We start from the raw sequence: 23,317 nt of genomic DNA on the forward strand, positions 1-23,317 counted from the left end.
GTCGTCGATCACGATGATGTCGGAGCGGCAGATCTTGGCGATGGTCCGGGCGATGCTGCCGTCGACGTGGGCCCGGCCGATGGTGACGGCCAGGGTTTCCAGGGTGAACCAGGACACGCGCAGGTCGGCGTCGATGGCCTGGTGACAGAGCGCTTCCATGAAGTGGCTCTTGCCGGTGCCGGACGGGCCGGAGATCACACAGTTCTCGCGGCGGCTGACCCATTCCAGGGTGCGCAGGGCGTTCTGGGTGGCCTGCGGGATGGACGACAGTTCGCTCTTCCAGGAGCCGAAGGTCTTGCCGTTGGGCATGCCGGCGCTCTTACGGCGGCTGCGCCGGGTGGCGTTGTCCCGGCCGACGACCTCTTCGGCGAGCAGCACCCGCACCACTTCGGCGGGATCCCAGCGTTGAGCGCGGGCGGTGGCCAGCACGTCGGGTGCGGCTTTGCGGGCGTAGGGGAAGCGCATCCGGGTGAACAGGACTTCCAGTTCGGCCGGGATGGGTGGCGCCTTGGGCAGCGAAACGCTCATGTGTAGTCTCCGAGTGTTGGTGTGATGGTCGGGCCGCCGAATCGGCATGGTGGTTGATGTCGGCGGCCTGATCGGTTCCTGGTCAGTCCCTGTTGTCGCGGTTTTGAGGTGTTGCTCGGATGGCGGCCCAGGAGGCGGTGCCGGGCTGGGCGGAGTGGTTTTCATCGGCCCTGGATGTGGGGCCGATGGTCGAGCTGCGGGCCAGGTGGTCGCAGATGGACGCCAGATCGCCGTCGCCGAAGCGGCCGTGGATGGCGGCCAGGCCGAGCGCGGCGTCGACACGTTCGACGCCGACCAGCGAGGCGAGTTCGATCGCGCGGGCCATCTTGGCGCGGATGCGGGCCACGCCGGTGGCCGCGGCTTCGATCAGCCAGGCCTCGGCGCCCGGGCCGATGGCCAGGAAGCGCTCTTCGGCCTTGGTCTGCGGGCGCGGTCTGGGCTGACGCGGCCCGTTGCCGCCGGGATGGTCGGGATAGTGCGCCTCGACGATGCGGGGCCGGCCCGGGGTCGACAGCTGGTGCCGCCAGAGTTCGGCCAGGCCTGCGCCGCCGATCTGCTGGCCCGGCCCGTCGTGTGCTCGCCGGCCGACGATGACCAGTTCGTCGCCGTGGACTCGGCACCAGACCTTGCGGCCCTCGTGGCCGGGCGGCACCGAGTAGCGGACATCGCCCCAGCGGATGGTGCGGTCCTCGCCGACCAGGCGTTCCTCGCCGAGCGCGAGCGCGTAGGGTTCGGCGGGCAGCGGGTGCAGGTGAGCGCGTTCTTCTTCGAGCATGTGGATGGGCGGGCGGTGGGTGGCCCGGTGCGAGCGGTGGTTGATCTGCTCGGTCCAGCCGGCGCAGGCGTCCTCCAACTCGGCGAAGCTGCCGTAGCTGGAGCGCAGGTTCGTGGTGGTGGGCACCAGGTCGGCTTTGGCGATCTTCACGGTGTTCTCCACGCCGCCCTTGGATTCGGGGTCGAACGGCTCGCAGGTGTGCACTACGCATCCGTAGTGGCGGCCGAGCTCGACCATCTGCGGGTGCCGGACCGGGATCTTGGCGATGTGCTCGACGGTGACCGTGCGGGGGTTGTCGGTCAGCAGATAGGTGGGCGCTCCGCCGATGGTCCGCAGCGCCGCGTCCAGGCAGGCGGTCAGCGAACCGAGCGTCTGGTCCCAGGCCGGCAGCACCACCCGGTACTTCGACCAGGCCAGCCAGGCGCAGAACAGCTGGGTACGGCGTCCGGCGATGCGTGGCCCTTCGCCCCAGTCCCACTGCAGCCACATGCCCGGCTCGGGAACCCATGGCCGGTAGACGCGCCGCCGGCCGGTCCGCCACGATTCCTTGATCGCCGCCACGGCTCGCCGGGTGGTCCGCTCCGAGCCGCGAAAGCCCATCGCCACCAGGTCTTTGTGCACCACGTCGGCGCGGACCTTGCCGCCCGAGCGCTCTATCTTTTCCTCGATCTTGGCCAGGAACGCGTCGATCGACCGGGCCCGCGAGGTTCGCTCCGGTGGGACGCCGCCCGTATCGCGCATCGTGACGTAGCGCTGCACCGTCTTGGGGTCACACCCGGCCAGTTGCGCCGCTGACCAGGCACATCCGGTCAGATCGTAGGCGCTGAAGATCTCCATCAACTCCGCGTCGGACTTGGTCACAAGGTTCCTCCCGGTCGAAACGGCTGGTTACCTCGTCTGCCACTCCAACCGGGTGAGGCGTCGCTGTGCGCCCGGGACACACGAGCAAGATCAAGAGATTACGTGGCCATCGACCAGGATTTCCGATGTCCGTCTACCGGGACCCTTCTGGCCATCTACCTGGAGTCACCTGTCCGCCGACCTGGAGTTTTAGATGGCCGCATACAGGCCTCCAGGGCGGGGGTTCGCGTACGGTACCGGACCTTCACGGTGCCGGGCGGCCTCCACCCAGGGCGGGGGTTCGCGTACGGTACCGGACCTTCACGGTGGCGGGCGGCCTCCAGTGGGGGTCCGCGTACGGACCGGACCCCCACGGCGCGGGGCAGCCTCCCCACGAACCCACATGGAAGCCCGCGTACGGTACCGAATACTCACAGCGCCGGGCAGCCTCCACCACCCCAGGGCGGGGGTTCGCGTACGGACCGGACTCTCACGGTGCTGGGCGGCTCCTCCACGAACCCGGGGGGAGTTCGCGTACGGTACCGAACCTTCACGGTGCCGGGTGGCGTCCACCCAGGGTGGGGGTTCGCGTACGGTGCCGGATGCTTACGGTGCCGGGTGGTTGATCGTGCGGGCGAGGACGAGGAGGCACCGTGGGCTGCCGTCGTCGCGTCGGCCCAGAGCCGTCAAGGGGGCCGTCGTCACGGTGAACCCGGCCGCCGCCAGCTCGGCGCGGACCGCGCTCAGCGGGCAGGTGTTGTAGTACATGACGAACGGCGGGCGCCACAGCGCGTTCCGGGCCCGCATGGCGAGGTCGAACCCGAGCATCGCCCAGTACATGCCCGACGTGACGGGTGGCGGCGCGCCGATGGGGAAGGCGAAGAGCCCGCCGGGCCGCAGCGCGCGACGCACCCCGGCGAAGAGCGCCGGCCGTTCGGCGGGCAGGAAGTGCCCGAGCGCCCCGAAGCTGACCGCGAGGTCGAAGGACCCGGCGAAGGGCAGGGCCCGGGCGTCGGCCTGGACCCACGCGGCGTCCGGGTGCGTCCGGCGCGCCCGCGCGAGCATGCCGGCGCTGAAGTCGACGCCCGTGATCGGTCCCCGGCACAGGGGCGCGAGGACCCGCATGCCCGCGCCGGTGCCACAGCACACGTCCAGCGCCTGACCGAACGGCCCGAGCGGGCGCAGCACGTCGGCCGTGGCGTCGAGGACGCTGTCGGGGGTGCGGAAAGGCGTGTGGTCGAACTTCGGGGCCAGCAGGTCGTAACCCCGCTCCACCGAGGACAGCGCCTGGACCACCAGTTCACGCAGCGACGGACCCTGAGGCGAGAACATCGGCCCAGGGTACTTCGCCCGCCGACGTCGCGTTCGAACACCCGCCCCGAAACGGCGGGCAACCGCCGAAAGCGCCTTCCGCTTCCGCCGCCGTTACGTGCGGACCGGCAGCGCATGGCACGCTTCTCCGTGACGTCACCGCCCGGTGACCCCCTTCTCCGCAACCTGCCGCGATGCGTCATCACCCGGCAGCCCTCTTCTCCGCGACCTCCCGGAGTGCGTCATCGCCCGGTGGCCCTCTTCACCGCGACCTGCCGCGATGTGTCATCGCCTGGCAGCGCCCTTCTCTGCGACCTGTCGCGGTGCGTTATCGCCCGGCGGTGCCCCTCTCTGCGACCTGCAGCGGGGCGTTATCGCCTGGCGGCGTCCCTCCGGGACCTGCAGCGGGGCGTTATCGCCCGGCGGCGCCCTTCTCCGCGACCTGCCGCGGGGCCTCACCGCCCGGCGGCTCCTTCTCCGCGACCCGCCACGGGGCATGATCCGCCGGTTTCCGGTCCGGGGGGCGTCTGGTGAGGCGGGCCGCGATGGGTTGTCCCAGGAGGATGCCGAGGAAGACCAGGACGAGTCCGAAGATCTGCCGGCCGGTCAGCGTCTCGCCGGCGAGCACCGTACCGAGGAGGACTCCCGTCACCGGGTTGAGCAGCCCGATGAGCCCGACCGTGCCGGCGCTCAGGTGGCGCAGCCCCGCGAACCAGGCCGCGAAGGCGAGCGCGGTCGCGATGACCGTGACGTAACCGAAGCCGAGCAGCGCGGGCCCGTCCAGCGAAGGCGGCGCGCCCTCGACCGCGACCGCGACGGGCACCAGCGCGGCGCCACCCGCGATGAGCTGCCAGGACGTGAGAGAGAAGACGTCGACGTCGCCGCTCCACCGCTTGGCCAGCACGTATCCCAGGGACGACATCGTCATGGCGGAGACGGAGGCGAGGATGCCGGTGAGACCGGCCGCTCCCATGTCCTCCAGCAGCATCAGGCCGACGCCCGCGATCCCGACGCACGCCCCGGCGAGATGGGCCACCCGGGGCCGTTCGGACAGGGCGGCCCAGGCGAACAGCATCATCACCATCGGGGAGGTCGCCATGATGGTGGAGGCGACGCTGGTCGGGAGCGTCTGCGCCGCCAGGTAGACCAGGGCGAAGAAGGCGCCCATGTTGAGCGTGCCGAGCACCGCCGACTTCCACCACCATGATCCCCGGGGGAGTCTCCTGCGGACGAGGAGGAGCAGCAGGCCCGCGGGCAGCGCCCGGATCGCGGCGCCGTACATGGGGTGGTCGGCCGGCAGGAACTGCTGGGTGACGTAGTAGGTCGCGCCCCACGCCACGGGCGCGATCGCGGTGACGGGCAGCCAGCGGAAGGTAGCTTCCATGGAAGCAATATAACTTCCCGGGAAGATATATTGGAACCATGAGCGAGTACTCGGACCACGTGGCCAGGATCCAGCGAGCGTGGGAACGCGAACGGCCCGACCTGGACGTGCGGCCGCAGGGCGTGATCGGGCGCCTCCACCGCCTCGCCGGACATCTGACCGAGCAGCTCTGCGCGGTCTACCGCCGTTACGGGCTGGCGGAGGGGGAGTTCGACGTGCTCGCCACGCTGCGGCGCGCCGGCGAGCCCTTCGAGCGCGCGCCCGGCGAGCTGGCCGCGCACACCATGGTCACCACGGGGGCGATGAGCAAGCGCATCGACCGGCTCGAACGCGCGGGGCTGGTCACCCGCCGCCGCAGCGCGAGCGACGGCCGCGGCCGGGTCGTCGCCCTGACCGCCGCCGGCCGGGAGCTGATCGACGAGGCGTTCACCGAGCACATGCGCAACGAGCGCCGGCTGCTCGACTGCCTGCCGCCCGAGGAGGCCGCCCAGCTGGAGTCGCTGCTGGCCACCTGGCTCGCCTGCTTCGAGACGCCACGCCGGGACGACGCCGGCCGTTGACGTGGGGGCCTTCGCGGCAAAACCCTTAATTCCAGGTTGACTTAGTGGGGAATTTCGGCCAACCTGTGACGCATGCACTCCGGGTCCCTTCTCTGGTCAGACCTGCCCGTCGATCTCGGACGGCAGGCGAGCGCGCTGTGTACGGCGCCCGCATCCGCGTGACGACGACCGGCATCGACCAGATCAGGAACACCGACATGACCGTGACGACATCCGCGCCCGCCCGTCCCAGCCTGGAGAGCAGGGCCCGCGCCATCGCCGCCGACCTCGACGCGTGGGTGGGGCGCGTGCGGCTGAACACCGGGGAGCGCTGGTACGAGCGACTCCACCAGGACGACGACCACGAGGTCTGGCTGATCAGCTGGCTCCCCGGGCAGACGACCGGCTTCCACGACCACGGCGGCTCGCGGGGCGCCTTCGCCGTCGCCCTCGGCACCCTCCGGGAGCACGACCTGACCGCCGAACGCGACCTCGCCCCCGGTGAGGCCCGCGCGTTCGGCCCCGGCTACGTGCACGAGGTCCACAACGGCTCCGCCGCGCCAGCGGTCAGCGTGCACGTCTACTCGCCTCCGCTGTCCACGATGAACCGCTACGAGCTCACGGACCACGGCCTGGTCAAGCTGGTGGAGGAGACGGCGGAGCAGTGGTGACGGGACCGCCGCCCGGCGCGCGCACGATCGACCAGATCCTCGACGACAGGCGGAGGCTGCTGCGCCGGCTGCCGCCCGCCGAGGCGCACACCCGGTCCCTCGCCGGGGCGCTCATCGTCGACATCCGCCCGGCGGCCCAGCGGGCGGACGAGGGCGAGGTGCCGGGCGCGCTCGTCGTCGAACGCAACGTGCTCGAATGGCGCTTCGACCCCGCGGGAGAGGCCAGGCTGCCGGTGGCGACCGGCTACGACGTCGAGATCATCGTCCTGTGTTCGGAGGGCTACACCTCCAGCCTGGCCGCCGCCTCGCTGCACGAGCTCGGCCTGACCAAGGCCACCGACGTCGTCGGCGGCTTCCACGCCTGGCGCGCGGCCGGCCTGCCCACGACCGGCGGCACCGCGGCCTGGTACGGCAGCCGGAGGTCGTGATCTTGGGTGTGGCGGCGTGACATAGGACAGCCACCACATGATCATGCCGGGCTTGTGCCGAGTACGAATGCATCAGGATGCACGTCTTGGGGACAGCACTGCATCAAGTCGGTCGAAGCCCTCGGCCACACCGCGGGCCATGGGGGAGGAGACGACGAGATCGCGGGTGTGCTGCGAATCGAACAGCATGGTGGTGGTCAGCGTCGTCCTGTCGTCCTGTTCGGTGAAGTCGTGGCTGACCAGCGACTCGCCCGGGTACCAGTGGTCGTCGAAGGACTCCGTGTAAGCGAGGCGGGCGGGCGGATCGATCTCCCGGTAGACCCCGCCGGAGGACATCGAGGCGCCGTCCGGCCCATCCCAGACGAAGCGCCACTCGCCGCCGAGACGGAGATCGACCTCGGCCACGACCAGGTTCCAGCCGTGCGCGCCGTACCACTTGACCAGCAGCGAAGGTCGGGTCCAGGCGTCGAAGACCAGATGGCGTGGGGCGCTGAAGACCCGCAGCATCACCACAGTCCGGTCGGAAGGCGTCAGAACGGTGACCCCAGCCGTCATGCGGACCACCGCGGATCGCGGCCGATGAGGGCGAGCAGCCGGTCCTGCGGCGGGGCGTCCTCCTCGATCCGCACCTCCGGGCCGAACACCTCCACGCCCGGACCGAACGCGCCGGGCGTGCGGTACTTCTCCAGCAGGTCCGCCGGCAGCGCGGTGATGGCCGACCAGTGGTATTCCACATCGGCGGGGTCCATCGTGTCGTCCTGGCCGGTGGCTCGGGCGAGGTCCCATCCGTGCAACGGAAGATCGGCGCTCGGGACCTTGTCGATGTGCTCCTCGGCCGTCATCCTGCCGGTGGGCGTTTCACACTCGAGGCTCGCCAGCGAAGGGTCGTCCAGGATCGCCTCGACGTCGGCCCGCGCGGAACGGAACGCGGCGACCGGATCCTCGTCCACGGACGGCGCGGCGCTGGGGGTGCGGTCAAGCTGGCGCAGTATCACGCCGTGCATGTCGATGATGTGCCGCACCACATCCCGGGCGGTCCACTTCTCGCACGGGGATGGGTTGTTCCATTGATCAGGGCGTACGGTCGCGACCTTGCGGTCGAAGGCGTCCGCGCGCCGCCGGTAGCGGTCGGCGATCTCACCCATCGTTGGCCTCTTCACCTTTGAGTTCGTCCAGCAGTTCGTCGAGGTTCTGGTAGCGGTCCTCCCAGAACCGGCTATAGCCCTCCAGCCAGTCGGTGGCGGCCTTGAGCGGACCCGCCTGGAGCCGGCAGGGCCGTCGTTGCGCATCCCGGCTCCGGGAGACGAGCCCGGCGCGTTCGAGCACTCTGAGGTGCTTGGAGATCGCCGGCTGGCTCATGTTGAACGGGCGGGCGAGCTCTGTCACGGTGGCCTCGCCAGACCTGAGCCGGGCGAGGATCGCCCGGCGCGTCGGATCTGCGAGGGCGGCGAAGGTGTCGTCGAGCACACTCATCCATAACCTAGAAGTTCAATAACCACCTGGTTTCATACAGCATCGGCGGATCGGGTGTCAACGAGGACTCGTGCGGCGGCCGAAGGTTGTGACCTTGGTGGTTCCGCCGTCGGCGTGCGTCGCCGGTGGTGACAGGTTCGGGCGCGGTGCTGGTGTGGTCCGCTCCGGCGCGTGTGTCATGCGCCGCCCCACATGGGCACGTCGGCGATGTCGTCGTGCTTCCAGCTGAGCTCGTCGCGGACGGAGACGACGCCGTCGACGTTCTCGGCCAGGCGGACGGCGGTGACGGCCTGGCTGTGCTCGGGCAGGGTGCCGGTCAGGGTGACCACGCCCTCGGCGACGGCGACGTCCAGGTCGTGGTCGCCGGCGCGGACGATCTCCCGTACGTGCCGCTCGATGTCCCCGTCAGGGCGGAGGAAGATCTTGATCAGGTCGCGCCGGCTGACGATGCCGACCAGGCGTCCGCCGGCGTCGACCACGGGCAGCCGCTTGACGCCGTAGCGGTCCATCACGCGCGCCGCGGACACGACCGGCGTGTCGGGGGTGGTGACGCGGGCGGGGCTGGTCATCAGCGCTCCGGCGGTCTCGCCGAGCGACTTGCGGTAGCCGCTGCCCCCGGCCCCCGCGCCGTGGCGGATGCGCGCCCGCAGCGGCGGCCGGTAGTCGTCGCCGTAGTAGAGCTGCTTGAACTCGTGCTTGGCCAGGAGGTCGTCCTCCGAGACGACGCCCAGCACGCGGTTCTCGTCGTCCAGGACCGGGACCCCGCTGACGCCCCGGCTGATGAGCAGCTCGGCCACGGTGTGGAAGGACGCGTTCCTGTTGACGGCGGCGACGTCGGTGGTCATCACGTTCTCGACGATGGCGGTCATGGCGATCTCCTCAGGAGCTTGACCCGGACGACGCCGGGCACGGTGCGGGCGAGCAGCCCGGCGATCTGACCGGTGTGCTCGGAGGGCGGCCCGCTGAGCTCGGCCACGCCGTCGCGCACGGTGACGTCCCAGCTCGGGCCGGAGGGATACTGCTCGCGCAGCGCCGCCTCGACCGCCGCGCGTAGTTCGTCGTCGGTACGGGCGAGCATGGCCATCAGGTCCCGGCGGCTGACCATGCCGACGATCTCCTTGCCGCGGAGCACGGGCAGGCTCTTGATCCGCTTGCCCACCATCAGGTCGACGGCGGTGGTGACGTCGGTCGTCTCGGTGACGGTGACGACGTCGCCGGTCATCACCTCGTTCACCTGGTGCGGCGGCGGCCCGTCCGTCCGGGGGACGGGCGTCACGGTGGCGCGGGGGTCGGGCTCGAACTCCCCGCGCAGCAGATCCAGCTCGCTGACCACGCCGACCAGGCGGCCCGCGTCGTCGACGACCGGAGCGGCGGTGATGTCGTGGCCGTGCAGGATCCGGACGGCCCGCCGCACCGGGTCGGCGCCGCGGACGGTGACCACCGGGCTGCTCATGACCTCGCGCACCAGCATGGCTACCTGCCCTCCCACGCGGAGTCGTCCTGCTTCCAGGTGAGCTTGTCGATGACATCGACGACGCCGTTGACGCGACGGGTCATCCGGACGGCGATGGCGGCCTCGGTGCGGCGCTCCATCCAGCCGGACAGCGTCACGACGCCCTGGTGCACCTCCACCCGCACGCCGGAGGTCTCCACCCACAGCGCGCGGTCGAGGATGTCCTCGCGGACCTCGGCGGCGATCTCCTCGTCGCCGCGCAGGAACAGCTTGACCAGGTCACGACGGCTGACGACGCCCGCCAGCCGGCCGTCGGGGTCGACGACGGCCAGCCGCTTGACGTCGTGCGCGTCCATCAGGCGAGCGGCCTCGACCGCCGACGCCTGGGGGGAGACGGCCACCGCGGGAGCGGTCATCAGGTCGGCGGCGGTGTCGCCCTCGGCCTTCTGCCGTCCCTTGGGGTTGCGCAGCCGGGCGCGGAGCGGCGGCCGGTAGCCCTCACGGTAGAACTGCTCCCTGAACTCCTCCTTGCGCAGGAGGTCGGCCTCGGACACCATGCCGATCACGTGGCGGTCGTCGTCCACGACGGGGACGGCGCTGATGCCGCCGGTGATGAGCGCTTCCGCGATGTCCTTGAACGGGGTGGTGGCGGTGACGGAGACGACCTCGGTCGTCATCACGTCCGCGACGGTCATCCGCATCGGGGTCTCCTTTGTCGTCCCCTCCATCGCACCTCATGGAGGAGGCGGATCGAAGGGCCGGAAGTCCTCTGCCGGACGGTCGTTGGTCAGCGCGCCACGCGCTCAGCCGGACGGGGTCCGGCGCGGCGCGTTCTCGACGGCGCGCGCGAGGGCGAGGCAGGCGGCCGTCAGCGTGCGCACCTGTTCGTCGAGGTCGTCGACCCGCTTCTTCAGGGTCAGCAGTTCGGCGTCGATCGCCGGGGCTTCCATGATCACGCGTCCACCGATCATGATCGGTTCACCTCCACATGCCGTGACACCGTCAGGATGGTTTCCCGGGCGGGCCGGGGGAAGCGGCGAACGCCCCTGGTTTCCGGGACCTATGGCTGTGGCCGGCGCCCTCGCGCCGTGGGCCGCCGCCGCTCCGGCCCCGCCGGGGCCTGAAGCTCGCCCGAGCCCGTGGCCGGCCGGCCACCTCTCGGGCGATGCCAGGAGCGCCCTAGTGGGCGGCTTCGTACTTCTCCACCACCGAGGAGGCGATCCGGCCGCGCTCGCTCACCGGCAGGCCCTGGGCCCTGGCCCACTGCCGGATCTCGGCGGACTTCTCCCGGCTCAGCGCGCGGGCGGCGCCGCCGGACCCGCGACGGCCGCGCCCGGCCCGCTCGCTCTTGACCGGGCGAGCCTTGGTGATGAAGGGCGACAGCGCCTTGCGCAACGCTTCTTCGTTCTTCTCTCCCAGATCGATCTCATAGGCGACGCCGTCGAGGCCGAACTTGACGACGTTCTCGGACGACATCCGGCTTCCGTCGAGGTCGTCAATGTAAATCTCGCGAATCTGCTTAGCCATGCTGCAGCTCCATAGTCATAGGCTTGCGGTCTACTGTAGCGGTCTTCAGTAGACGGGTTGTCCTCCCGTGACTATGGTGCGTGCGAAACGCGGAGACCGGAGCGTGAAGTCATCCGGGGCGCGCATTGAACCATCCGGAGCGGGCGGGCATGTCGACGGGAGAACGGGCCGATTCATGGCGGGAGAAGGTTGTCCTGAGCGCTTGGGAGCCGGGCGGTCCCGCGCGCCCGATCCGTCCGTCCCACCCGGCGTGACCAGTGCGTAGCCGATAACGGCGGAGGCCCGGTGCAGCGTCCATATCAGCTCGGCATCTCTTCCGCCAGCCTGATTCCCGGCCGTATTGAGAAAAGCCCGTCCGGCGGTTTCCCCGATCCCCCGGAGCGGGGCCCGGCAAAGGCTTCTCCGCGGCGGTTTCGCCGCCGGATGCGGGCCCATGCATCGGGGCGATGAGCGCGTGCTGTCGAAATCGAATTCAGTAGCCCAAGCCGTTCGGTACGTTCCAGACCGGCGCCGGCGCGCATGGAACAGCAGAGCCGCGGACGAAAACTCGCCCGCGGCTCAGTCCCGATCTCTACGCCTCGACGGCCGCCGCGGTGGGACCCGACGGGCGGTCGCCGTTCCGCGCGCGGGGAGCGGTGGAGTCGCGGAGGATGAGCTGCGCGCCCACCCGGTAGGCGCGGCCGTTGGGGGTCTCGCCGTTCTCCGCGCCCCGGGCCTGCTTCAGCTGGTGCAGCAGGAGGTTCATCGCCAGCTCGCCCAGCTCGCTGGCGCCGTTGTCGACCACCGTGATGGCGGGGGACCAGTAGCGCAGCCACGGGATGTCCTCGTAGCACACCAGCGACAGGTCGCCGGGGATGGCGACGCCGGTGCTCGCCAGCGTGGGCAGGATCCCGAACACGGCCTCGTGGTTGGCGGCGAACAGCGCGGTCATCCGCGGCGTGCGCCCCAGCAGCCGGGCGATGGCCTCGGTGCCGAAGGCGGGGGTGAAGGGGCCGCGCTCGATCAGTGACGCGTCCGGGTCGAGGCCGCGTTCCCGCAGCGCCTGCTCGTATCCGGCGAACCGCTCCCGCCCGGAGTTGGCCGTCGGCTCGCCTCCGATGAACCCGATGCGCTCGTGACCGAGGTCGAGCAGGTGGGCGGTCGCCGCGTGGGCGCCCTCCCGGTCGGCGGCCAGCACGGCTGGGGCGGCGCTGTCGATCGGACGGCGGATGACGTTGACCACCGCCACGCCCTCGGCGCGCAGCGCGTTGGTGGTCGCGCCGTTCTTGCCCGTGCCGATCATGACGATCCCGTCCACACCGTGGGCGGCGAGGGTGAGCAGGAACGCCTTCTCCCGCGCCGGGTCGGCGTCGGTGATGCCCAGCATGACCTGGTATCCCTCGGCCGCGGCGCGGCGCTGGACGACCTCGGCGATCGTGTGGAACGACGCGTTGATGAGGTTGTTGAGCACCAGGCCCACCAGGTGGGACTGCCGCGTGCGCAGGGCGCCGGCCAGCCGGTTGGGGCGGTAGTTGAGCCGGGCGGCCGCCTCCTCGACGGCCGCTCGTGTCTCGGCGGAGATCAGCGGGGAGCCGCTGAGGGCGCGAGAGGCGGTGCTGCGCGACACCCCCGCCTCCGCGGCGACCTCCTTCAGTCCGATCCGCATCGTCCTCCTGCCTGGCGTGGATCTTTGGGATCGATCCCATCGTGCACGGTGATCCTTCCAGAAGATCACTCGTACGTCGACGTAACGCCGAGATTTCGCCGGTAAAAACCTGGTTTCGCCCTTGACCGGAAACCGGCGGATGCTACAACCTTATGCAATCGATCCCATTCCAACTTTTTAGAGGTCGAAGAACCGCATGGACCGCGACGACGTCACCTGGCACGGCTACTGGCCTGCCGCTCCCACTCCCTTCACCGCCGACGGGCGCCTCGACGAGGACGCGTGGCGCGCGCTGCTGCGCCTCTACGCCGAGCAGCGCGTGCACGGGGTCCTGGTCAACGGGAGCACCGGCGAGTGGTTCAGCCAGAGCCCGGACGAGCGCCGGCGGGTCGTCGAGATCGCGGCGGAGGAGGTCGCCGGGCGCTTCCCCGTGGTCGCCGGCATCACCGCCTACACGCCGGACGAGGCGATCGGCCTGGCCCGCCACGCCGCCACCGCCGGCGCCGACGGCGTGCTCGCCACGCCGCCGCCGTACGTGCACCCGGGCCCCGACGAGATCGTGGACTACTACGACCGCATCAGCTCCGCCACCGCGCTGCCGTTCATGGTCTACAACTGGCCGCGCGGGGTCGCCGTGGACATCTCCGCCCATCCCGGGCTGGCCGAGCGGCTGGCGGCGCTCGACAACGTGGTCGCCATCAAGGACAGCACCGGCGACTGGCTGCGGATGCTCGGCACTGTCGAGGCGGTCTGCGACCGGGTGCGGGTCTTCGGCAGCTTCCTGCACCGGCGCGGCCTGGCCGTGCTCATGGAGATCGGCGGCGACGGCAACATCGACGGCGGCGGCATGGGAGCCCCGTTCGCCGTCCCCTACTACGAGGCGGTCGCCGCGGGCGACCGTCAGGCCGCCCGCGAGTGGGCCGGCCGCTACGGCGCGCTGTCGTCCCGGCTCATCAACCCGGACTACAGCGGCGTCTACGGCACGCCCATCGCCCAGCTCAAGGCCGCGATGAACCTGCTCGGCCAGCCCGGCGGGCACGTCCGCCCGCCGCTCCTGCCGATCGAGGACGAGGCGACGCTGCGGGCGATCGACGCCGTCCTGACCGAATCCGGCCTGAAGGCCGCGGCGGGAGCCCGGGCATGAGAGCGAAGGCCGTCATCGGGACGCCGCCGCGCACGGTCACGATCCACGTGGACGGCCGGCCGGTCAGCGTCATCGAGGGCGTCAGCCTCGCGGCGGCGCTCGTCGGCGACCGCACCTGGACCTTCCGCTACAACCCGGTCAGCGAGGAGCCGCGCGGCCCGTTCTGCGGCATGGGCGTCTGCCTCGAATGCGAGGTGACGGTGGACGGCCGGCCCGGCGTGCGGGCCTGCCTGACCCCGGTACGCCCCGGCATGCGCGTCGAGACCGAGGAGGAGCGGGCGTGACCGTCCACGAGCGCGACGTGCTGATCGTCGGAGGCGGCCCCGCCGGGCTCGCCGCCGCGCACCGGCTGGCCGCCGCCGGGCTGAGTGTCACCGTCGTCGACGAGCAGGCGGAGCTGGGCGGCCAGTACTTCAGGCGGCCCGCCCCCGAGGTCGCCCGCGTCTGGGGCGACCACCGCCCCGAGGGCGGGCGCCTGGTCGGCGCCGTGCGCGCGGCCGGCGTCGAGTGCCGCACCGGCCACCTGGTCTGGGGCGTCGGCGACGACGGGCGCACACTGCTGGTCTGCGACCCCGCGGAGCGCCCCGTGCGGCTGCGCGGCCGCTACCTGATCATCGCCACCGGCGCCCACGAGCGCCCCTTTCCCTTCCCCGGCTGGCAACTGCCCGGCGTGACCACGCCCGGCTTCGCCCAGCATCTGGCCGCCGCCGACCACACGCCGATCGGCGAGCGGGTCGTGCTGGCCGGCTCTGGACCGTTCCTGCTGCCGGTGGCCTGCTCGCTGCTGGACCTCGGCGTGACGGTCGCCGGGATCGCCGAAGCGGGCCGTCCCTACCGGCCCAGCACCCGCGCGCTCGGAACCGTACGGCATCCCGCGCGGTTGCGTGAGCTGGCCGGATACGCCGCGCGCCTGGCCCGGGCACGCGTGCCGCTCTGGCAGAACACCGTGGTGGTGCGCGCCGACGGAGGCGACCGGATCACCTCCGTGACGCTGGCCGCCGCCACCGCGCCCACCCGGCCGGTGCGCACGGTCCAGGTGGACGCGCTCTGCGTCGGGTACGGCTTCCGCCCGCAGACCGACCTGGCCAGGATGCTCGGCTGCGCGGTGCGCACCGACCCGGCGACGGGGGACGCGACACCGGAGCTCGACGACTCGGGGCGCTCCTCGCGCGACGACGTGTACGTCATCGGCGAGGCGGCGGGGATCGGCGGCGCGCCCGTCGCGGAGGTCCGCGGCCTCGCCGCCGCGCTCGACATCCTGGGCCGCGAGGGGCACGAACCCCGTGCCGGCGAGGCGCGCGGGCTGGCCGCGGCCGGTCGCCGCCTCGCGCACTTCAAGCGGCTGACCGACGCGCTCTACCCGGCTCCGGCCGAGCTGGCGCGGCTGCTGCCGTCCGCGCTGCCGGACGCCGCCACGCTCTGCCGCTGCGAGGCCGTCTCCGCGGGAGAGGTCCGCGGGATCGCCAGGACCGCCGGCCGCGACGTGAACGCCGCCAAGGCGTGGACCCGCGCCGGCATGGGACCGTGCCAGGGCCGGGAGTGCGGCTTCGCCGTCACCGCCGTGACCCGGGCGTCCCCGGCGGACGGGCTGCCCGCAGGGGTCTTCCCGTCCCGGCTCCCGGTCCGCCCCGTGCCGGTGGCCACGCTGCTGGAGATGGCCGGCGAAGGGGAGCCGGCATGAGGACGGCGGACGTGGTGATCGTCGGCGCCGGCGTGCTGGGCGCGTCGGCGGCGAGCAGGCTGGCCCGCGACGGCCACCGGGTCGTGGTGCTGGAACGCGGCGCCCCCGGACGTGAGGGTTCCGGCACCACCGCCGGGAACCTGCACGTGCAGGCGGTGCACACCCGGCGTCCCGGCCAGGCCGTCCCCCTGGACAGCGCGCGGTTCGCGCCGCTGCAGCGCGCCGCGAGCGACCTGTGGGAGACCGTCGAGGACGACCTGGGCGCCTCGGTCGAGCTGCGCCGCAGCGGCGGGTTCACCGTCGCCGAGACCCCCGAGCAGGTCCAGGAGCTGTACGACAAGCAGGCCTGGGAGAACGCGGCCGGGATCAAGACGGAGATCCTCGGCGGCGACGCGGCCCGCGACGCCCTGCCGCAGCTCGGGCCGACCGTCGCCGCCGCCACCTGGTGCCCGCAGGACGGCTACGCCAACCCGCTGAAGGTCACCCCGGCCTACCTGGACGACGCGGTGCGGCACGGCGCCGAGGTGGTGCCGTTCGCGCCGGTCACCGCGATCGCCCGCGAGGGCGGCTCGTGGCGGGTGCGCGCCGGTGCGCGGGAGATCGAGACCCCTGTGGTGATCGACGTGGCCGGGCCGTGGCTGCACAAGATCGCCGCCCTGACCGGGGTCGCGCTCGACATGGCCCCGGTGGCGATCCAGATGCACGCCACCGTGCGCTGCTCGTCGGGCCTGCCGCACCTGGTCCAGCACATCGGCGAAGGACTGTCGGTCAAACAGGTCAACGCGGGCAACCTGCTGGTCGGCGGCGGCTGGCCGGCCCGGCGGCTGAACCTCGACGGCCGCAGCGACGCGGGCGTGGACAGCATGGTGGGCAACCTGGCCCTGGCCGTGCGGATCCTGCCGTTCGTCCGCCGGCTGCGGCTGCTGCGGGCATGGGCCGGGCCGCTCGCGGCCACGCCCGACGAGATGCCGGTGATCGGCGAGGTGCCGGGCAGGCCGGGGTTCCTCGTCGCGGGCGGCACGTACGCCTTCACCTTCGCCCCCTTGTGGGCCGAGACCCTGCGCTGCCTCGTGGCCGGTGCGGAGCCGCCCGTGGACGTCTCCGACCTGGGGCCGGATCGGCTCATGCACAACCTCCCCGAGAAGAAGAGATGAGGAAACGGTGACAGCGATAGACGGGCGAGCGCCCGTGACCGAGCCCGTGTGGCTGTCCGGCGGTCACGTCGTGGACGTGCGATCCGGATCGATCCGGCGGGACACCAACGTCGTCGTACGCGACGGCCGGATCGAACGGATCACCAGCGACGCCCCGCCCCCCGGAGCGCGCACCGTGCCCCTGGGCGGACGCTACCTGCTGCCCGGGCTGATCTCGGTGCACACCCACCTGTCGGTGGTCTACCCGTTCTCGGACAACGACGAGTCGGAGAACCCCGGCATCACGGCTCTGCGCGCGCTGTCCAGAGCTCGCGAGGCGCTGTACGCGGGAGTCACCACGATCCGGACCGTGCACGAGCAGAACCGTGCCGACCTCCTCGTCCGCACCGCCGCCGGCCAGGGCTGGGTGGAGGCGCCGCGGATCGTGGGCGCCGGCCGGGCGATCTCCACGACCGGCGGCCACGGGCAGGGCAGCGGCTGCGCCTACGCCGACGGCTACGACGCCTTCCTGCGCGCCGCCCGCACGGAACTGGCCGCCGGGGCCGACCTCATCAAGATCTTCATCACCGGCGGCATCGCCCACCAGGGCGAGTCGTTCAACGGCGCGCAGATGACCGTCGACGAGATGCGCGCCGTGGTCCGCGCCGCCGACGAGCACGGCACGTACGTGACCGCGCACGCCGGCGCGGGCTCGGCCATCCGCGAGGCGCTCACCGCCGGGGTGCGCGGCTACGAGCACGCCTACGACCTCGACGAGGCCACCGCCAGGCAGATGGCGGCGCAGCGGGTCTACCTGACCCCGACGCTGTGCGTGACCCGCTGCCCCGACTGGATGGCCGAGCACGCCTTCACCCCGTGGCAGATCGAGCGGGCCCTGGAGGTCGGCCCCGGGCATCTCGCCAGCATCCGCACCGCCATCGCGGCCGGCGTCGCCGACCCGTCCGACCCGGAGAAGCCCGGGATCACCTTCCTGGCCGGCACCGACTACCCGCCCGGCGCGCCGATCGAGGACACCGTGGTCGCGGTCCGCGAGATGGAGTTCCTGGCCGAGGCCGGGCTCGACACCCACCAGGCGCTGCGCTCGGGCACCCTCGACGCGGCCCGCCTGACCGGCCTCGAAGGGCAGGCGGGTGTGGTGGAGGAGGGTCACCTCGCCGACCTGATCGTCACCGAGCGCGACCCGCTGAGCGACCTGTCGGCGCTGCGCCGGATCACCTTCGTCATGCAGGCCGGGCGGGTCGTCCGCGACGACCTGCCCGCCGTACCCGACCACCACGCCACGGAGGGCGCACAGTGAGCCAGGACTCCGGCCGCACCCGCTTCGCCGTCGACATCGGCGGCACCTTCGTCGACGCCATCTCCTACGACGACGCCACCGGCGAACTGCGGCTGCACAAGGCCTCCACCACCCCCGACGCCCCGGCACGCGGCGTCCTCGACGCGGTCGGCGGGCTCGCCGACCGGCTGGACGACGTGGAGGCGTTCGTCCACGGCACCACGCTGGGCCTGAACGCGATCCTCCAGCGGCGCGGCGCCGACGTCGGGATCATCACCAACGAGGGCTTCCGCGACCTGCTGGAGATCGCCCGCGCGAACGTGCCCTCCCAGTACATGTACGACTTCTCCTACGCCCCGCCGCCGCCCCTCGTCCCGCGCCGGCACCGCGTCGGCGTGCCCGGCCGCGTGGACGCCCAGGGCACGGTGATCGAGCCGCTGGACGAGGACGCGGTGCGCGAGGCGGGCCGGGTGCTGGTGGAGGAGCACGGCCTGCGCTCGCTGGCCATCTGCTTCCTGCACTCGTACGCCAACCCCGAGCACGAGCGGCTGGCGGCGCGCATCCTGCGCGAGGCGTACCCCGAGGTGTCGGTCTCGACCTCCACCGACATCACCCGCGAGTACCGCGAGTACGAGCGGACCAGCACGGTCACCCTCGACGCCTACATCCGGCCGGTGCTGAACGACTACATCGCCACCCTGGAGTCGCGGCTGAACGACTCCGGGCTGACCCACCCGCTGCACATCATGCGCTCGGGCGGCGGCGCGATGACCTCCGAGCTGGCCAGGCAGGCGCCGCTGATGACCGTGCTGTCCGGGCCCGCGGGCGGCGTGGTCGGCGCCTCCTTCCTGGCCCGCGAGCAGAACCTGCCGAAGGTGATCACCTTCGACGTGGGCGGCACCAGCCTGGACTGCTGCGTGATCGAGGACGGCGAGCCCGGCGAGGTGCACGAGGCCGCCATCGACGGCTTCCCGCTGCTCATCCCGATCTTCGACATCCGCACCGTGGGCGCCGGCGGCGGCTCGATCGCCTGGATCGACGAGGGCCTGCTCAAGGTCGGCCCGCACAGCGCGGGCGCGGTGCCCGGCCCGGTGGCGTACCGCGCCGGCGGCACCGAGCCGACCGTCACCGACGTGGCGCTGGTCCTCGGCTACCTGGACCCCTCCGGGTTCCTGGACGGCGACATGACCATCGACGCCGACGCCGCCCGCGCCGCCGTGCGGACCGAGCTGGCCGAGCCTCTCGGCGTCGACGTCACCAAGGCGGCGGCGAGCGTCTTCCAGGTTCTGCTGGCCCGCACGGTCGGCGCGCTGCGCGAGATCACCGTGGAGCGGGCGCTGGACCCGAGGGAGTTCGCGCTGCTCGCGTTCGGCGGGGCGGGGCCGCTCCTGGCGCCCATGCTGGCCCGCGAGATGGGCATCGCCACCACGATCGTGCCGCAGGTCCCGGCCGCGTTCTCCGCCTTCGGCATGCTGATGTCGGACCTGGAGTACGAGTTCGCCACCACGGTCCTGCGCCCGCTGACCGACGAGACGCTGGCCGCGGTGGAGGACACGTTCGCCGAACTGGAAGGGCAGGGCGAGGAGGTGCTGTCCGCCCAGGGCGTTAAGCCCGAGGACCGCACCCTGATCCGCCGCCTGGACGTGCGCTACCACGGCCAGGAGCACAGCCTCGGCATCGACCTGGTGCCGGGCGACACCGCGGCGTCCGTGCTCGCCCGCTTCAGCGAGCAGCACGAGGCCCGCTACGGCCACGCGATGCCGGAGCCGGGCCAGATCCTGACGCTGCGGGTGCGCGCGGTGGGCCGGCTGGCCAAGCCGGGCCTGCGCGAGCTGCCGCCGGCCGGGACCGCCACCCCTGAGCCGATCGCCGAGCGCCCGGCGTTCGACGTCGCGACGGGCGAGACGGTCCCGTTCCCGGTGTACGCGCGGGCCACCCTGGGCGCCGGCCACGAGGTGAGCGGGCCGGCCATCGTGGAGGAAGGCACCTCCACCACGGTCATCTTCGGAGACCAGCGGCTCACCGTCGACCGATACGGGCAACTGGTGATCACGGGAGGCCAGGCATGAGCACGGGCGAGCGGCTGGACGGCGCGACCGTCGAGGTGATCAGGAACTACCTGGTCTCGGTGGGCGAGCAGATGCGCCGCACCCTGGTCAGGGCGGCGTTCAACCCGGTCATCTACGAGGTGCTGGACTTCGGCATCTCGATCTACAACGCCGACCTGGACCTGACCGCCGAGGCGGCCGGCATCACCTCGTTCCTGGGCGCCAACGACTACGCCATCGTCAAGGGCGTGGAGTACGTCGGCCGCGAGAACCTCGCGCCCGGCGACGTCTACCTGCTGAACTATCCGTACTGGAGCGGCGCGCACTCCTACGACGCGATGCTCTTCGCCCCGGTGTTCCGGGACGGGCACGACGGCCCCGCGGCCTACCTGGCGGTCCGCGCCCACTGGATGGATCTGGGCGCCAAGGCCCCCGGCTACGTCCTGGACTCGACCGACATGCACCAGGAAGGCCTGATCTTCCCCGGCACGAAGATCGTCAGCGGTGGCGAGCCGGTGCGGGACATCATCGAGCTGATCCGGTTCAACTCCCGGCTGCCCGACCTGACCATCGGCGACTTCCACGCCCAGCTCGCGGCGCTGCGCACCGGCGAGAACCGGCTGGCCCAGGTGTGGGAGAAGTTCGGCGGCGAGACCGTGGACCAGGCCATCCGTCAGCTCATCGAGCACGGCGAGCGGGTCGCCCGCAAGGCCGTGGCCGCGCTGCCCGACGGGTCCTGGACCGCCGTGGACTACTGCGACGACGACGGCATCACCGACGACCTGATCCGGATGGAAGTCAAGGTCACCATCGACGGCGACCACATGGAGGTCGACTTCAACGGCTCCGACGGCGCCGTGCTGGGCCCGGTCAACCTGCCCATCGGCGCCACCGAGAGCCTGGCCAAGGCCACGTTCAAGGAGCTGACCAGCGCGGACGAGCCGTCCAACGCCGGGCACTACCGGGCGCTGTCCGTCGTGGCCGACCCCGGCAACTTCTTCAACGCGCAGTATCCGGTGGCGACGTTCACCCAGTGGAGCGCCATCGTCGCCTTCGAACTGCTGCACAAGGCCCTGGCCCAGGTGCTCGACACCATCCCGGCCTCCTCCGGCGGCGACGAGCCGGGCTTCATGGCGCTCGGCAACGACCCGCGCACCGGCGCCGACTTCGTCATCAGCAACAACGAGGGCATCGGCTGGGGCGCGCGCAAGGACCGCGACGGCGCCAACGCCCAGCAGCACCCCTCGCAGAGCGTGGTCCGCAACACCCCGATCGAGGTGCTGGAGCACAAGTCGACCGTGTTCCACGAGCGGCTGGAGCTGATCCCCGACTCCTGCGGGGCGGGCCGCTTCCGTGGCGGCGTGGGCGTGCTGCGGCAGGTCCGCTACCTCGCCGACGGCGAGGTGCTGTCGATGAAGAAGAAGAGCAAGACCCGCCCCTGGGCGCTGGACGGCGGCCACGAGCCCGAGCCCAGCGAGATGGTGCTGTGGCCGGGCACCGACCGGGCCAAGCGGGTCGGCATGTACCGGGCGGCGATGCGGGCGGGGGACCGCTTCGTCAACCGCACCGCGGGCGGCGGCGGATACGGCGACCCGCTCGACCGCGACCCGGCCGCCGTGGTCGCCGACGTGCTCGACGGCTACGTCAGCGCGGAGGCGGCGGAGCGGGTCTACGGCGTCGTCGTGGACGACTCCGGAGCCTGGCGGCCCACGCCGGCCAGAGCGGCGCGAACGGCCGCCCCGGAGTCCTGACCACGTGGGACACGGCAAGGAGCCGTGGCCGGAAGCAGGTGTTCGCCTCAACGGCGTACTCATGAAGGGTAGAAGATCCATGCACCACCGCATCCCCCCATCAGCGGGACCGTCCCGCCGGGTCCGTCCCCTGCGTCTGGTCGCGGCCGCCCTGGCCGCCTCCCTCGCCCTCGCGGCGTGCGGCGGCGGCGGCGCCGGCTCCACCGGGGCAGGCGCGGACGCGCGCAAGCAGACGCTGATCATCGCCGAGAACGAGCCCCCGGCGACCTTCGACCCCGTCCAGGCGGACAACTCCACCGTGGACGAGGTGTCCATCCCGGCCTACGACACGCTGCTGCGGTACGAGGGCAACGAGCTGTCGCCGTCGGTCGCCACGGAGTGGAAGTTCGACGAGAAGGGCACCGCGCTCGACCTGACGCTGCGCGACGACGTGACCTTCCACGACGGCGCCAAGCTGACGGCCGCCGACGTGAAGTACACGCTCGACCGCGTCGCCCGGCTCGGCATCGGCGTCGCGTCCCTGGTGAGCGCCTACGACTCCACCGAGGTCGTGGACGACACCCACGTGCGGATCAACCTCAAGCAGCCGAACGCGCCGTTCGCCTCCGCGCTCACCCGCGTCTACCTGCTCAACTCCAAGCTCGTGACGGCCAACGCCGGCGACGACGACGGCCAGAAGTGGCTGGCCACCAACGACGCCGGGTCCGGCCCGTACAAGCTGGCCGGCTACACCGCCAACCAGGAGGCGCGCTTCACCCGCTACGACGGCTACTGGGGCGGTTTCACCAACCAGGCCAAGGACGTGGTGTTCCGCTACCTCCCGCAGGCCGCGACCCAGAAGACGGCGCTGGCCTCGGGCGATGTCGACATCGCGATGGACATCGCGCCCACCGACTGGGCCGGGATGGAGGGCTCCGGGTTCACGGTCGACAAGGCCGACACCAACGTCCAGCTGTACGTGTTCTTCAAGATGAAGGACTCGGCGGTGTCGAACCCGAAGCTGCGTGAGGCGATCGCGCACGCCTACGACTACGACCAGCACGTCAGCGCCATCCTCAAGGGAGCCGGCAAGAAGGCCGTCGGCGTCCTGCCCAGCGGCATGACCTGCTTCGACGAGACCACGCCGCAGCCGGTCAGGGACGTGGCCAAGGCCAAGCAGATCCTGGCCGACGCCGGGCTGAGCGGCGTCACGCTCACCATGACGTACCTGAAGGCCACGGCGGAGATGGAGCAGGCCGCCACGCTGCTGCAGTCCAACCTGTCCGAGATCGGCGTCAAGCTGAACCTGGAGGCCATCACCTACCCGCAGTACGTCGAGCGGCTGAAGACCAACGAGACCACGCCGGACCTCGGCATGATCTACGGCTTCCCGCCGTACCCGGACCCGGACGCGGTGCTGTACCTGCAGTTCCACTCCAGCTTCGCCAACGGCGGGCTGAACAGCGGCGGCTACGACAACGCCGAGGTCGACAAGCTCACCGAGCAGGGCCAGCAGGCGACCGACGAGGCCGAGCGGTGCGCCGCGTACAGCGAGGCCCAGAAGCTCATCGCCGCCGACCACTACGCCGTCAACCTGGCGAACTCGCAGTACGTGACGGTCCTGCGCCAGGGCCTGACCGGCTACACCTACCAGCCGGCCCACCACCAGACCGTGGACGTCTACAAGATCCAGGTCGGCTGAGCCGCGGT

24 protein-coding genes are annotated in these 23,317 nt (G+C 71.7%); 11 read left to right on the plus strand and 13 right to left on the minus strand.

Annotation, left to right across the window (positions count from 1 at the left end; genetic code table 11):
* From AB0K05_RS32135 to AB0K05_RS32150, 4 genes are all read right to left on the minus strand, one after another.
* Window positions 1–528 (minus strand): ATP-binding protein (locus AB0K05_RS32135; RefSeq protein WP_364234150.1); only part of this gene is annotated, 528 nt, incomplete at its 3' end.
* A gap of 82 nt (window positions 529–610) precedes the next feature.
* Window positions 611–2,164: an IS21 family transposase gene (gene istA / locus AB0K05_RS32140; RefSeq protein WP_271280534.1), complete on the minus strand. Its 1,554-nt coding sequence runs from the start codon at window positions 2,162–2,164 to the stop codon at window positions 611–613.
* A gap of 585 nt (window positions 2,165–2,749) precedes the next feature.
* Complete coding sequence (locus AB0K05_RS32145; RefSeq protein WP_271279156.1) at window positions 2,750–3,475, minus strand: class I SAM-dependent methyltransferase; 726 nt, start codon at window positions 3,473–3,475, stop codon at window positions 2,750–2,752.
* Between the two features lie 391 nt (window positions 3,476–3,866).
* Window positions 3,867–4,838, minus strand: a complete 972-nt coding sequence (locus AB0K05_RS32150) for a DMT family transporter (protein ID WP_364234154.1) — start codon at window positions 4,836–4,838, stop codon at window positions 3,867–3,869.
* 38 nt (window positions 4,839–4,876) lie between these two features.
* Here AB0K05_RS32150 and AB0K05_RS32155 point away from each other — a divergent pair, with 38 nt between their 5' ends.
* The 3 genes from AB0K05_RS32155 to AB0K05_RS32165 all read left to right on the plus strand — a co-directional run bounded on the left by AB0K05_RS32155 (window position 4,877) and on the right by AB0K05_RS32165 (window position 6,476).
* Window positions 4,877–5,398, plus strand: a complete 522-nt coding sequence (locus AB0K05_RS32155) for a MarR family transcriptional regulator (RefSeq protein ID WP_148031047.1) — start codon at window positions 4,877–4,879, stop codon at window positions 5,396–5,398.
* A gap of 137 nt (window positions 5,399–5,535) precedes the next feature.
* Window positions 5,536–6,048 (plus strand): cysteine dioxygenase family protein, encoded by a 513-nt coding sequence (locus AB0K05_RS32160; protein ID WP_271279154.1) that lies wholly within the window; start codon window positions 5,536–5,538, stop codon window positions 6,046–6,048.
* Window positions 6,045–6,476 (plus strand): rhodanese-like domain-containing protein, encoded by a 432-nt coding sequence (locus AB0K05_RS32165; RefSeq protein ID WP_187281112.1) that lies wholly within the window; start codon window positions 6,045–6,047, stop codon window positions 6,474–6,476. The genes AB0K05_RS32160 and AB0K05_RS32165 overlap by 4 nt, the downstream gene beginning before the upstream one ends.
* 72 nt (window positions 6,477–6,548) lie before the next feature.
* On the opposite strand, the gene AB0K05_RS32170 is transcribed toward AB0K05_RS32165, so the two are convergent.
* The 9 genes from AB0K05_RS32170 to AB0K05_RS32210 all read right to left on the minus strand — a co-directional run bounded on the left by AB0K05_RS32170 (window position 6,549) and on the right by AB0K05_RS32210 (window position 12,574).
* Window positions 6,549–7,031 (minus strand): SRPBCC family protein, encoded by a 483-nt coding sequence (locus tag AB0K05_RS32170; RefSeq protein ID WP_271279153.1) that lies wholly within the window; start codon window positions 7,029–7,031, stop codon window positions 6,549–6,551.
* The gene (locus tag AB0K05_RS32175; RefSeq protein WP_271279152.1) at window positions 7,028–7,621 is read right to left on the minus strand and encodes a TIGR03086 family metal-binding protein; all 594 of its coding nucleotides are present in this window, start codon (window positions 7,619–7,621) and stop codon (window positions 7,028–7,030) included. The genes AB0K05_RS32170 and AB0K05_RS32175 overlap by 4 nt, the downstream gene beginning before the upstream one ends.
* Window positions 7,614–7,949, minus strand: coding sequence for a metalloregulator ArsR/SmtB family transcription factor (locus tag AB0K05_RS32180; protein ID WP_148031051.1), 336 nt, complete (start codon window positions 7,947–7,949; stop codon window positions 7,614–7,616). Before AB0K05_RS32180 ends, AB0K05_RS32175 begins: the two co-directional genes overlap by 8 nt.
* 176 nt (window positions 7,950–8,125) lie before the next feature.
* Window positions 8,126–8,818, minus strand: coding sequence for a CBS domain-containing protein (locus AB0K05_RS32185; protein WP_364234161.1), 693 nt, complete (start codon window positions 8,816–8,818; stop codon window positions 8,126–8,128).
* Entirely contained in the window at window positions 8,815–9,438 is a 624-nt protein-coding gene (locus AB0K05_RS32190) for a CBS domain-containing protein (protein ID WP_271279150.1), read from the minus strand. Before AB0K05_RS32190 ends, AB0K05_RS32185 begins: the two co-directional genes overlap by 4 nt.
* Window positions 9,423–10,103 carry a CBS domain-containing protein gene (locus AB0K05_RS32195; protein ID WP_364234164.1) on the minus strand — a complete coding sequence of 227 codons (681 nt, stop codon included), beginning with the start codon at window positions 10,101–10,103 and terminating at the stop codon, window positions 9,423–9,425. Before AB0K05_RS32195 ends, AB0K05_RS32190 begins: the two co-directional genes overlap by 16 nt.
* Window positions 10,104–10,205: 102 nt before the next feature.
* A complete protein-coding gene (locus AB0K05_RS32200; protein WP_364234166.1) occupies window positions 10,206–10,373 on the minus strand; it encodes a hypothetical protein in 168 nt (55 codons plus the stop codon).
* Between the two features lie 208 nt (window positions 10,374–10,581).
* Entirely contained in the window at window positions 10,582–10,929 is a 348-nt protein-coding gene (locus AB0K05_RS32205) for an Lsr2 family protein (RefSeq protein ID WP_148031054.1), read from the minus strand.
* A gap of 571 nt (window positions 10,930–11,500) precedes the next feature.
* Window positions 11,501–12,574 (minus strand): LacI family DNA-binding transcriptional regulator, encoded by a 1,074-nt coding sequence (locus AB0K05_RS32210; protein WP_364234171.1) that lies wholly within the window; start codon window positions 12,572–12,574, stop codon window positions 11,501–11,503.
* Window positions 12,575–12,770: 196 nt separating this feature from the next.
* Here AB0K05_RS32210 and AB0K05_RS32215 point away from each other — a divergent pair, with 196 nt between their 5' ends.
* The 8 genes from AB0K05_RS32215 to AB0K05_RS32250 all read left to right on the plus strand — a co-directional run bounded on the left by AB0K05_RS32215 (window position 12,771) and on the right by AB0K05_RS32250 (window position 23,309).
* Complete coding sequence (locus AB0K05_RS32215) at window positions 12,771–13,718, plus strand: dihydrodipicolinate synthase family protein (RefSeq protein WP_271279147.1); 948 nt, start codon at window positions 12,771–12,773, stop codon at window positions 13,716–13,718.
* The gene (locus AB0K05_RS32220) at window positions 13,715–14,002 is read left to right on the plus strand and encodes a (2Fe-2S)-binding protein (protein WP_364234174.1); all 288 of its coding nucleotides are present in this window, start codon (window positions 13,715–13,717) and stop codon (window positions 14,000–14,002) included. Before AB0K05_RS32215 ends, AB0K05_RS32220 begins: the two co-directional genes overlap by 4 nt.
* Window positions 13,999–15,399, plus strand: a complete 1,401-nt coding sequence (locus AB0K05_RS32225) for an NAD(P)/FAD-dependent oxidoreductase (protein ID WP_271279146.1) — start codon at window positions 13,999–14,001, stop codon at window positions 15,397–15,399. Before AB0K05_RS32220 ends, AB0K05_RS32225 begins: the two co-directional genes overlap by 4 nt.
* Complete coding sequence (locus AB0K05_RS32230) at window positions 15,396–16,553, plus strand: FAD-dependent oxidoreductase (protein WP_364234178.1); 1,158 nt, start codon at window positions 15,396–15,398, stop codon at window positions 16,551–16,553. The genes AB0K05_RS32225 and AB0K05_RS32230 overlap by 4 nt, the downstream gene beginning before the upstream one ends.
* A gap of 34 nt (window positions 16,554–16,587) precedes the next feature.
* Entirely contained in the window at window positions 16,588–17,850 is a 1,263-nt protein-coding gene (locus AB0K05_RS32235; protein ID WP_271279144.1) for an amidohydrolase family protein, read from the plus strand.
* On the plus strand, window positions 17,847–19,898 hold the full coding sequence (locus AB0K05_RS32240) for a hydantoinase/oxoprolinase family protein (protein WP_271279143.1): 2,052 nt from the start codon (window positions 17,847–17,849) through the stop codon (window positions 19,896–19,898). Before AB0K05_RS32235 ends, AB0K05_RS32240 begins: the two co-directional genes overlap by 4 nt.
* Window positions 19,895–21,628, plus strand: a complete 1,734-nt coding sequence (locus AB0K05_RS32245; RefSeq protein WP_219551905.1) for a hydantoinase B/oxoprolinase family protein — start codon at window positions 19,895–19,897, stop codon at window positions 21,626–21,628. Before AB0K05_RS32240 ends, AB0K05_RS32245 begins: the two co-directional genes overlap by 4 nt.
* A 79-nt stretch (window positions 21,629–21,707) precedes the next feature.
* Window positions 21,708–23,309, plus strand: coding sequence for an ABC transporter substrate-binding protein (locus AB0K05_RS32250; protein ID WP_271279142.1), 1,602 nt, complete (start codon window positions 21,708–21,710; stop codon window positions 23,307–23,309).
* The last annotated feature ends 8 nt before the right edge of the window (window positions 23,310–23,317 follow it).

It is taken from the genome of Nonomuraea sp. NPDC049486 (assembly GCF_040676925.1).
Lineage (GTDB): Bacteria > Actinomycetota > Actinomycetes > Streptosporangiales > Streptosporangiaceae > Nonomuraea > Nonomuraea ferruginea.

Coding starts and splice junctions, on each gene's coding strand:
- AB0K05_RS32180 (WP_148031051.1), bottom strand. CDS start 7,949: ATGAGTGTGCTCGACGACACCTTCGCCGCCCTCGCAGATCCGACGCGC.
- AB0K05_RS32250 (WP_271279142.1), top strand. CDS start 21,708: ATGCACCACCGCATCCCCCCATCAGCGGGACCGTCCCGCCGGGTCCGT.
- AB0K05_RS32185 (WP_364234161.1), bottom strand. CDS start 8,818: ATGACCGCCATCGTCGAGAACGTGATGACCACCGACGTCGCCGCCGTC.
- AB0K05_RS32150 (WP_364234154.1), bottom strand. CDS start 4,838: ATGGAAGCTACCTTCCGCTGGCTGCCCGTCACCGCGATCGCGCCCGTG.
- AB0K05_RS32245 (WP_219551905.1), top strand. CDS start 19,895: ATGAGCACGGGCGAGCGGCTGGACGGCGCGACCGTCGAGGTGATCAGG.
- AB0K05_RS32145 (WP_271279156.1), bottom strand. CDS start 3,475: ATGTTCTCGCCTCAGGGTCCGTCGCTGCGTGAACTGGTGGTCCAGGCG.
- AB0K05_RS32205 (WP_148031054.1), bottom strand. CDS start 10,929: ATGGCTAAGCAGATTCGCGAGATTTACATTGACGACCTCGACGGAAGC.
- AB0K05_RS32155 (WP_148031047.1), top strand. CDS start 4,877: ATGAGCGAGTACTCGGACCACGTGGCCAGGATCCAGCGAGCGTGGGAA.
- AB0K05_RS32170 (WP_271279153.1), bottom strand. CDS start 7,031: ATGACGGCTGGGGTCACCGTTCTGACGCCTTCCGACCGGACTGTGGTG.
- AB0K05_RS32230 (WP_364234178.1), top strand. CDS start 15,396: ATGAGGACGGCGGACGTGGTGATCGTCGGCGCCGGCGTGCTGGGCGCG.
- AB0K05_RS32195 (WP_364234164.1), bottom strand. CDS start 10,103: ATGCGGATGACCGTCGCGGACGTGATGACGACCGAGGTCGTCTCCGTC.
- AB0K05_RS32175 (WP_271279152.1), bottom strand. CDS start 7,621: ATGGGTGAGATCGCCGACCGCTACCGGCGGCGCGCGGACGCCTTCGAC.
- AB0K05_RS32215 (WP_271279147.1), top strand. CDS start 12,771: ATGGACCGCGACGACGTCACCTGGCACGGCTACTGGCCTGCCGCTCCC.
- AB0K05_RS32210 (WP_364234171.1), bottom strand. CDS start 12,574: ATGCGGATCGGACTGAAGGAGGTCGCCGCGGAGGCGGGGGTGTCGCGC.
- AB0K05_RS32200 (WP_364234166.1), bottom strand. CDS start 10,373: ATGATCGGTGGACGCGTGATCATGGAAGCCCCGGCGATCGACGCCGAA.
- AB0K05_RS32220 (WP_364234174.1), top strand. CDS start 13,715: ATGAGAGCGAAGGCCGTCATCGGGACGCCGCCGCGCACGGTCACGATC.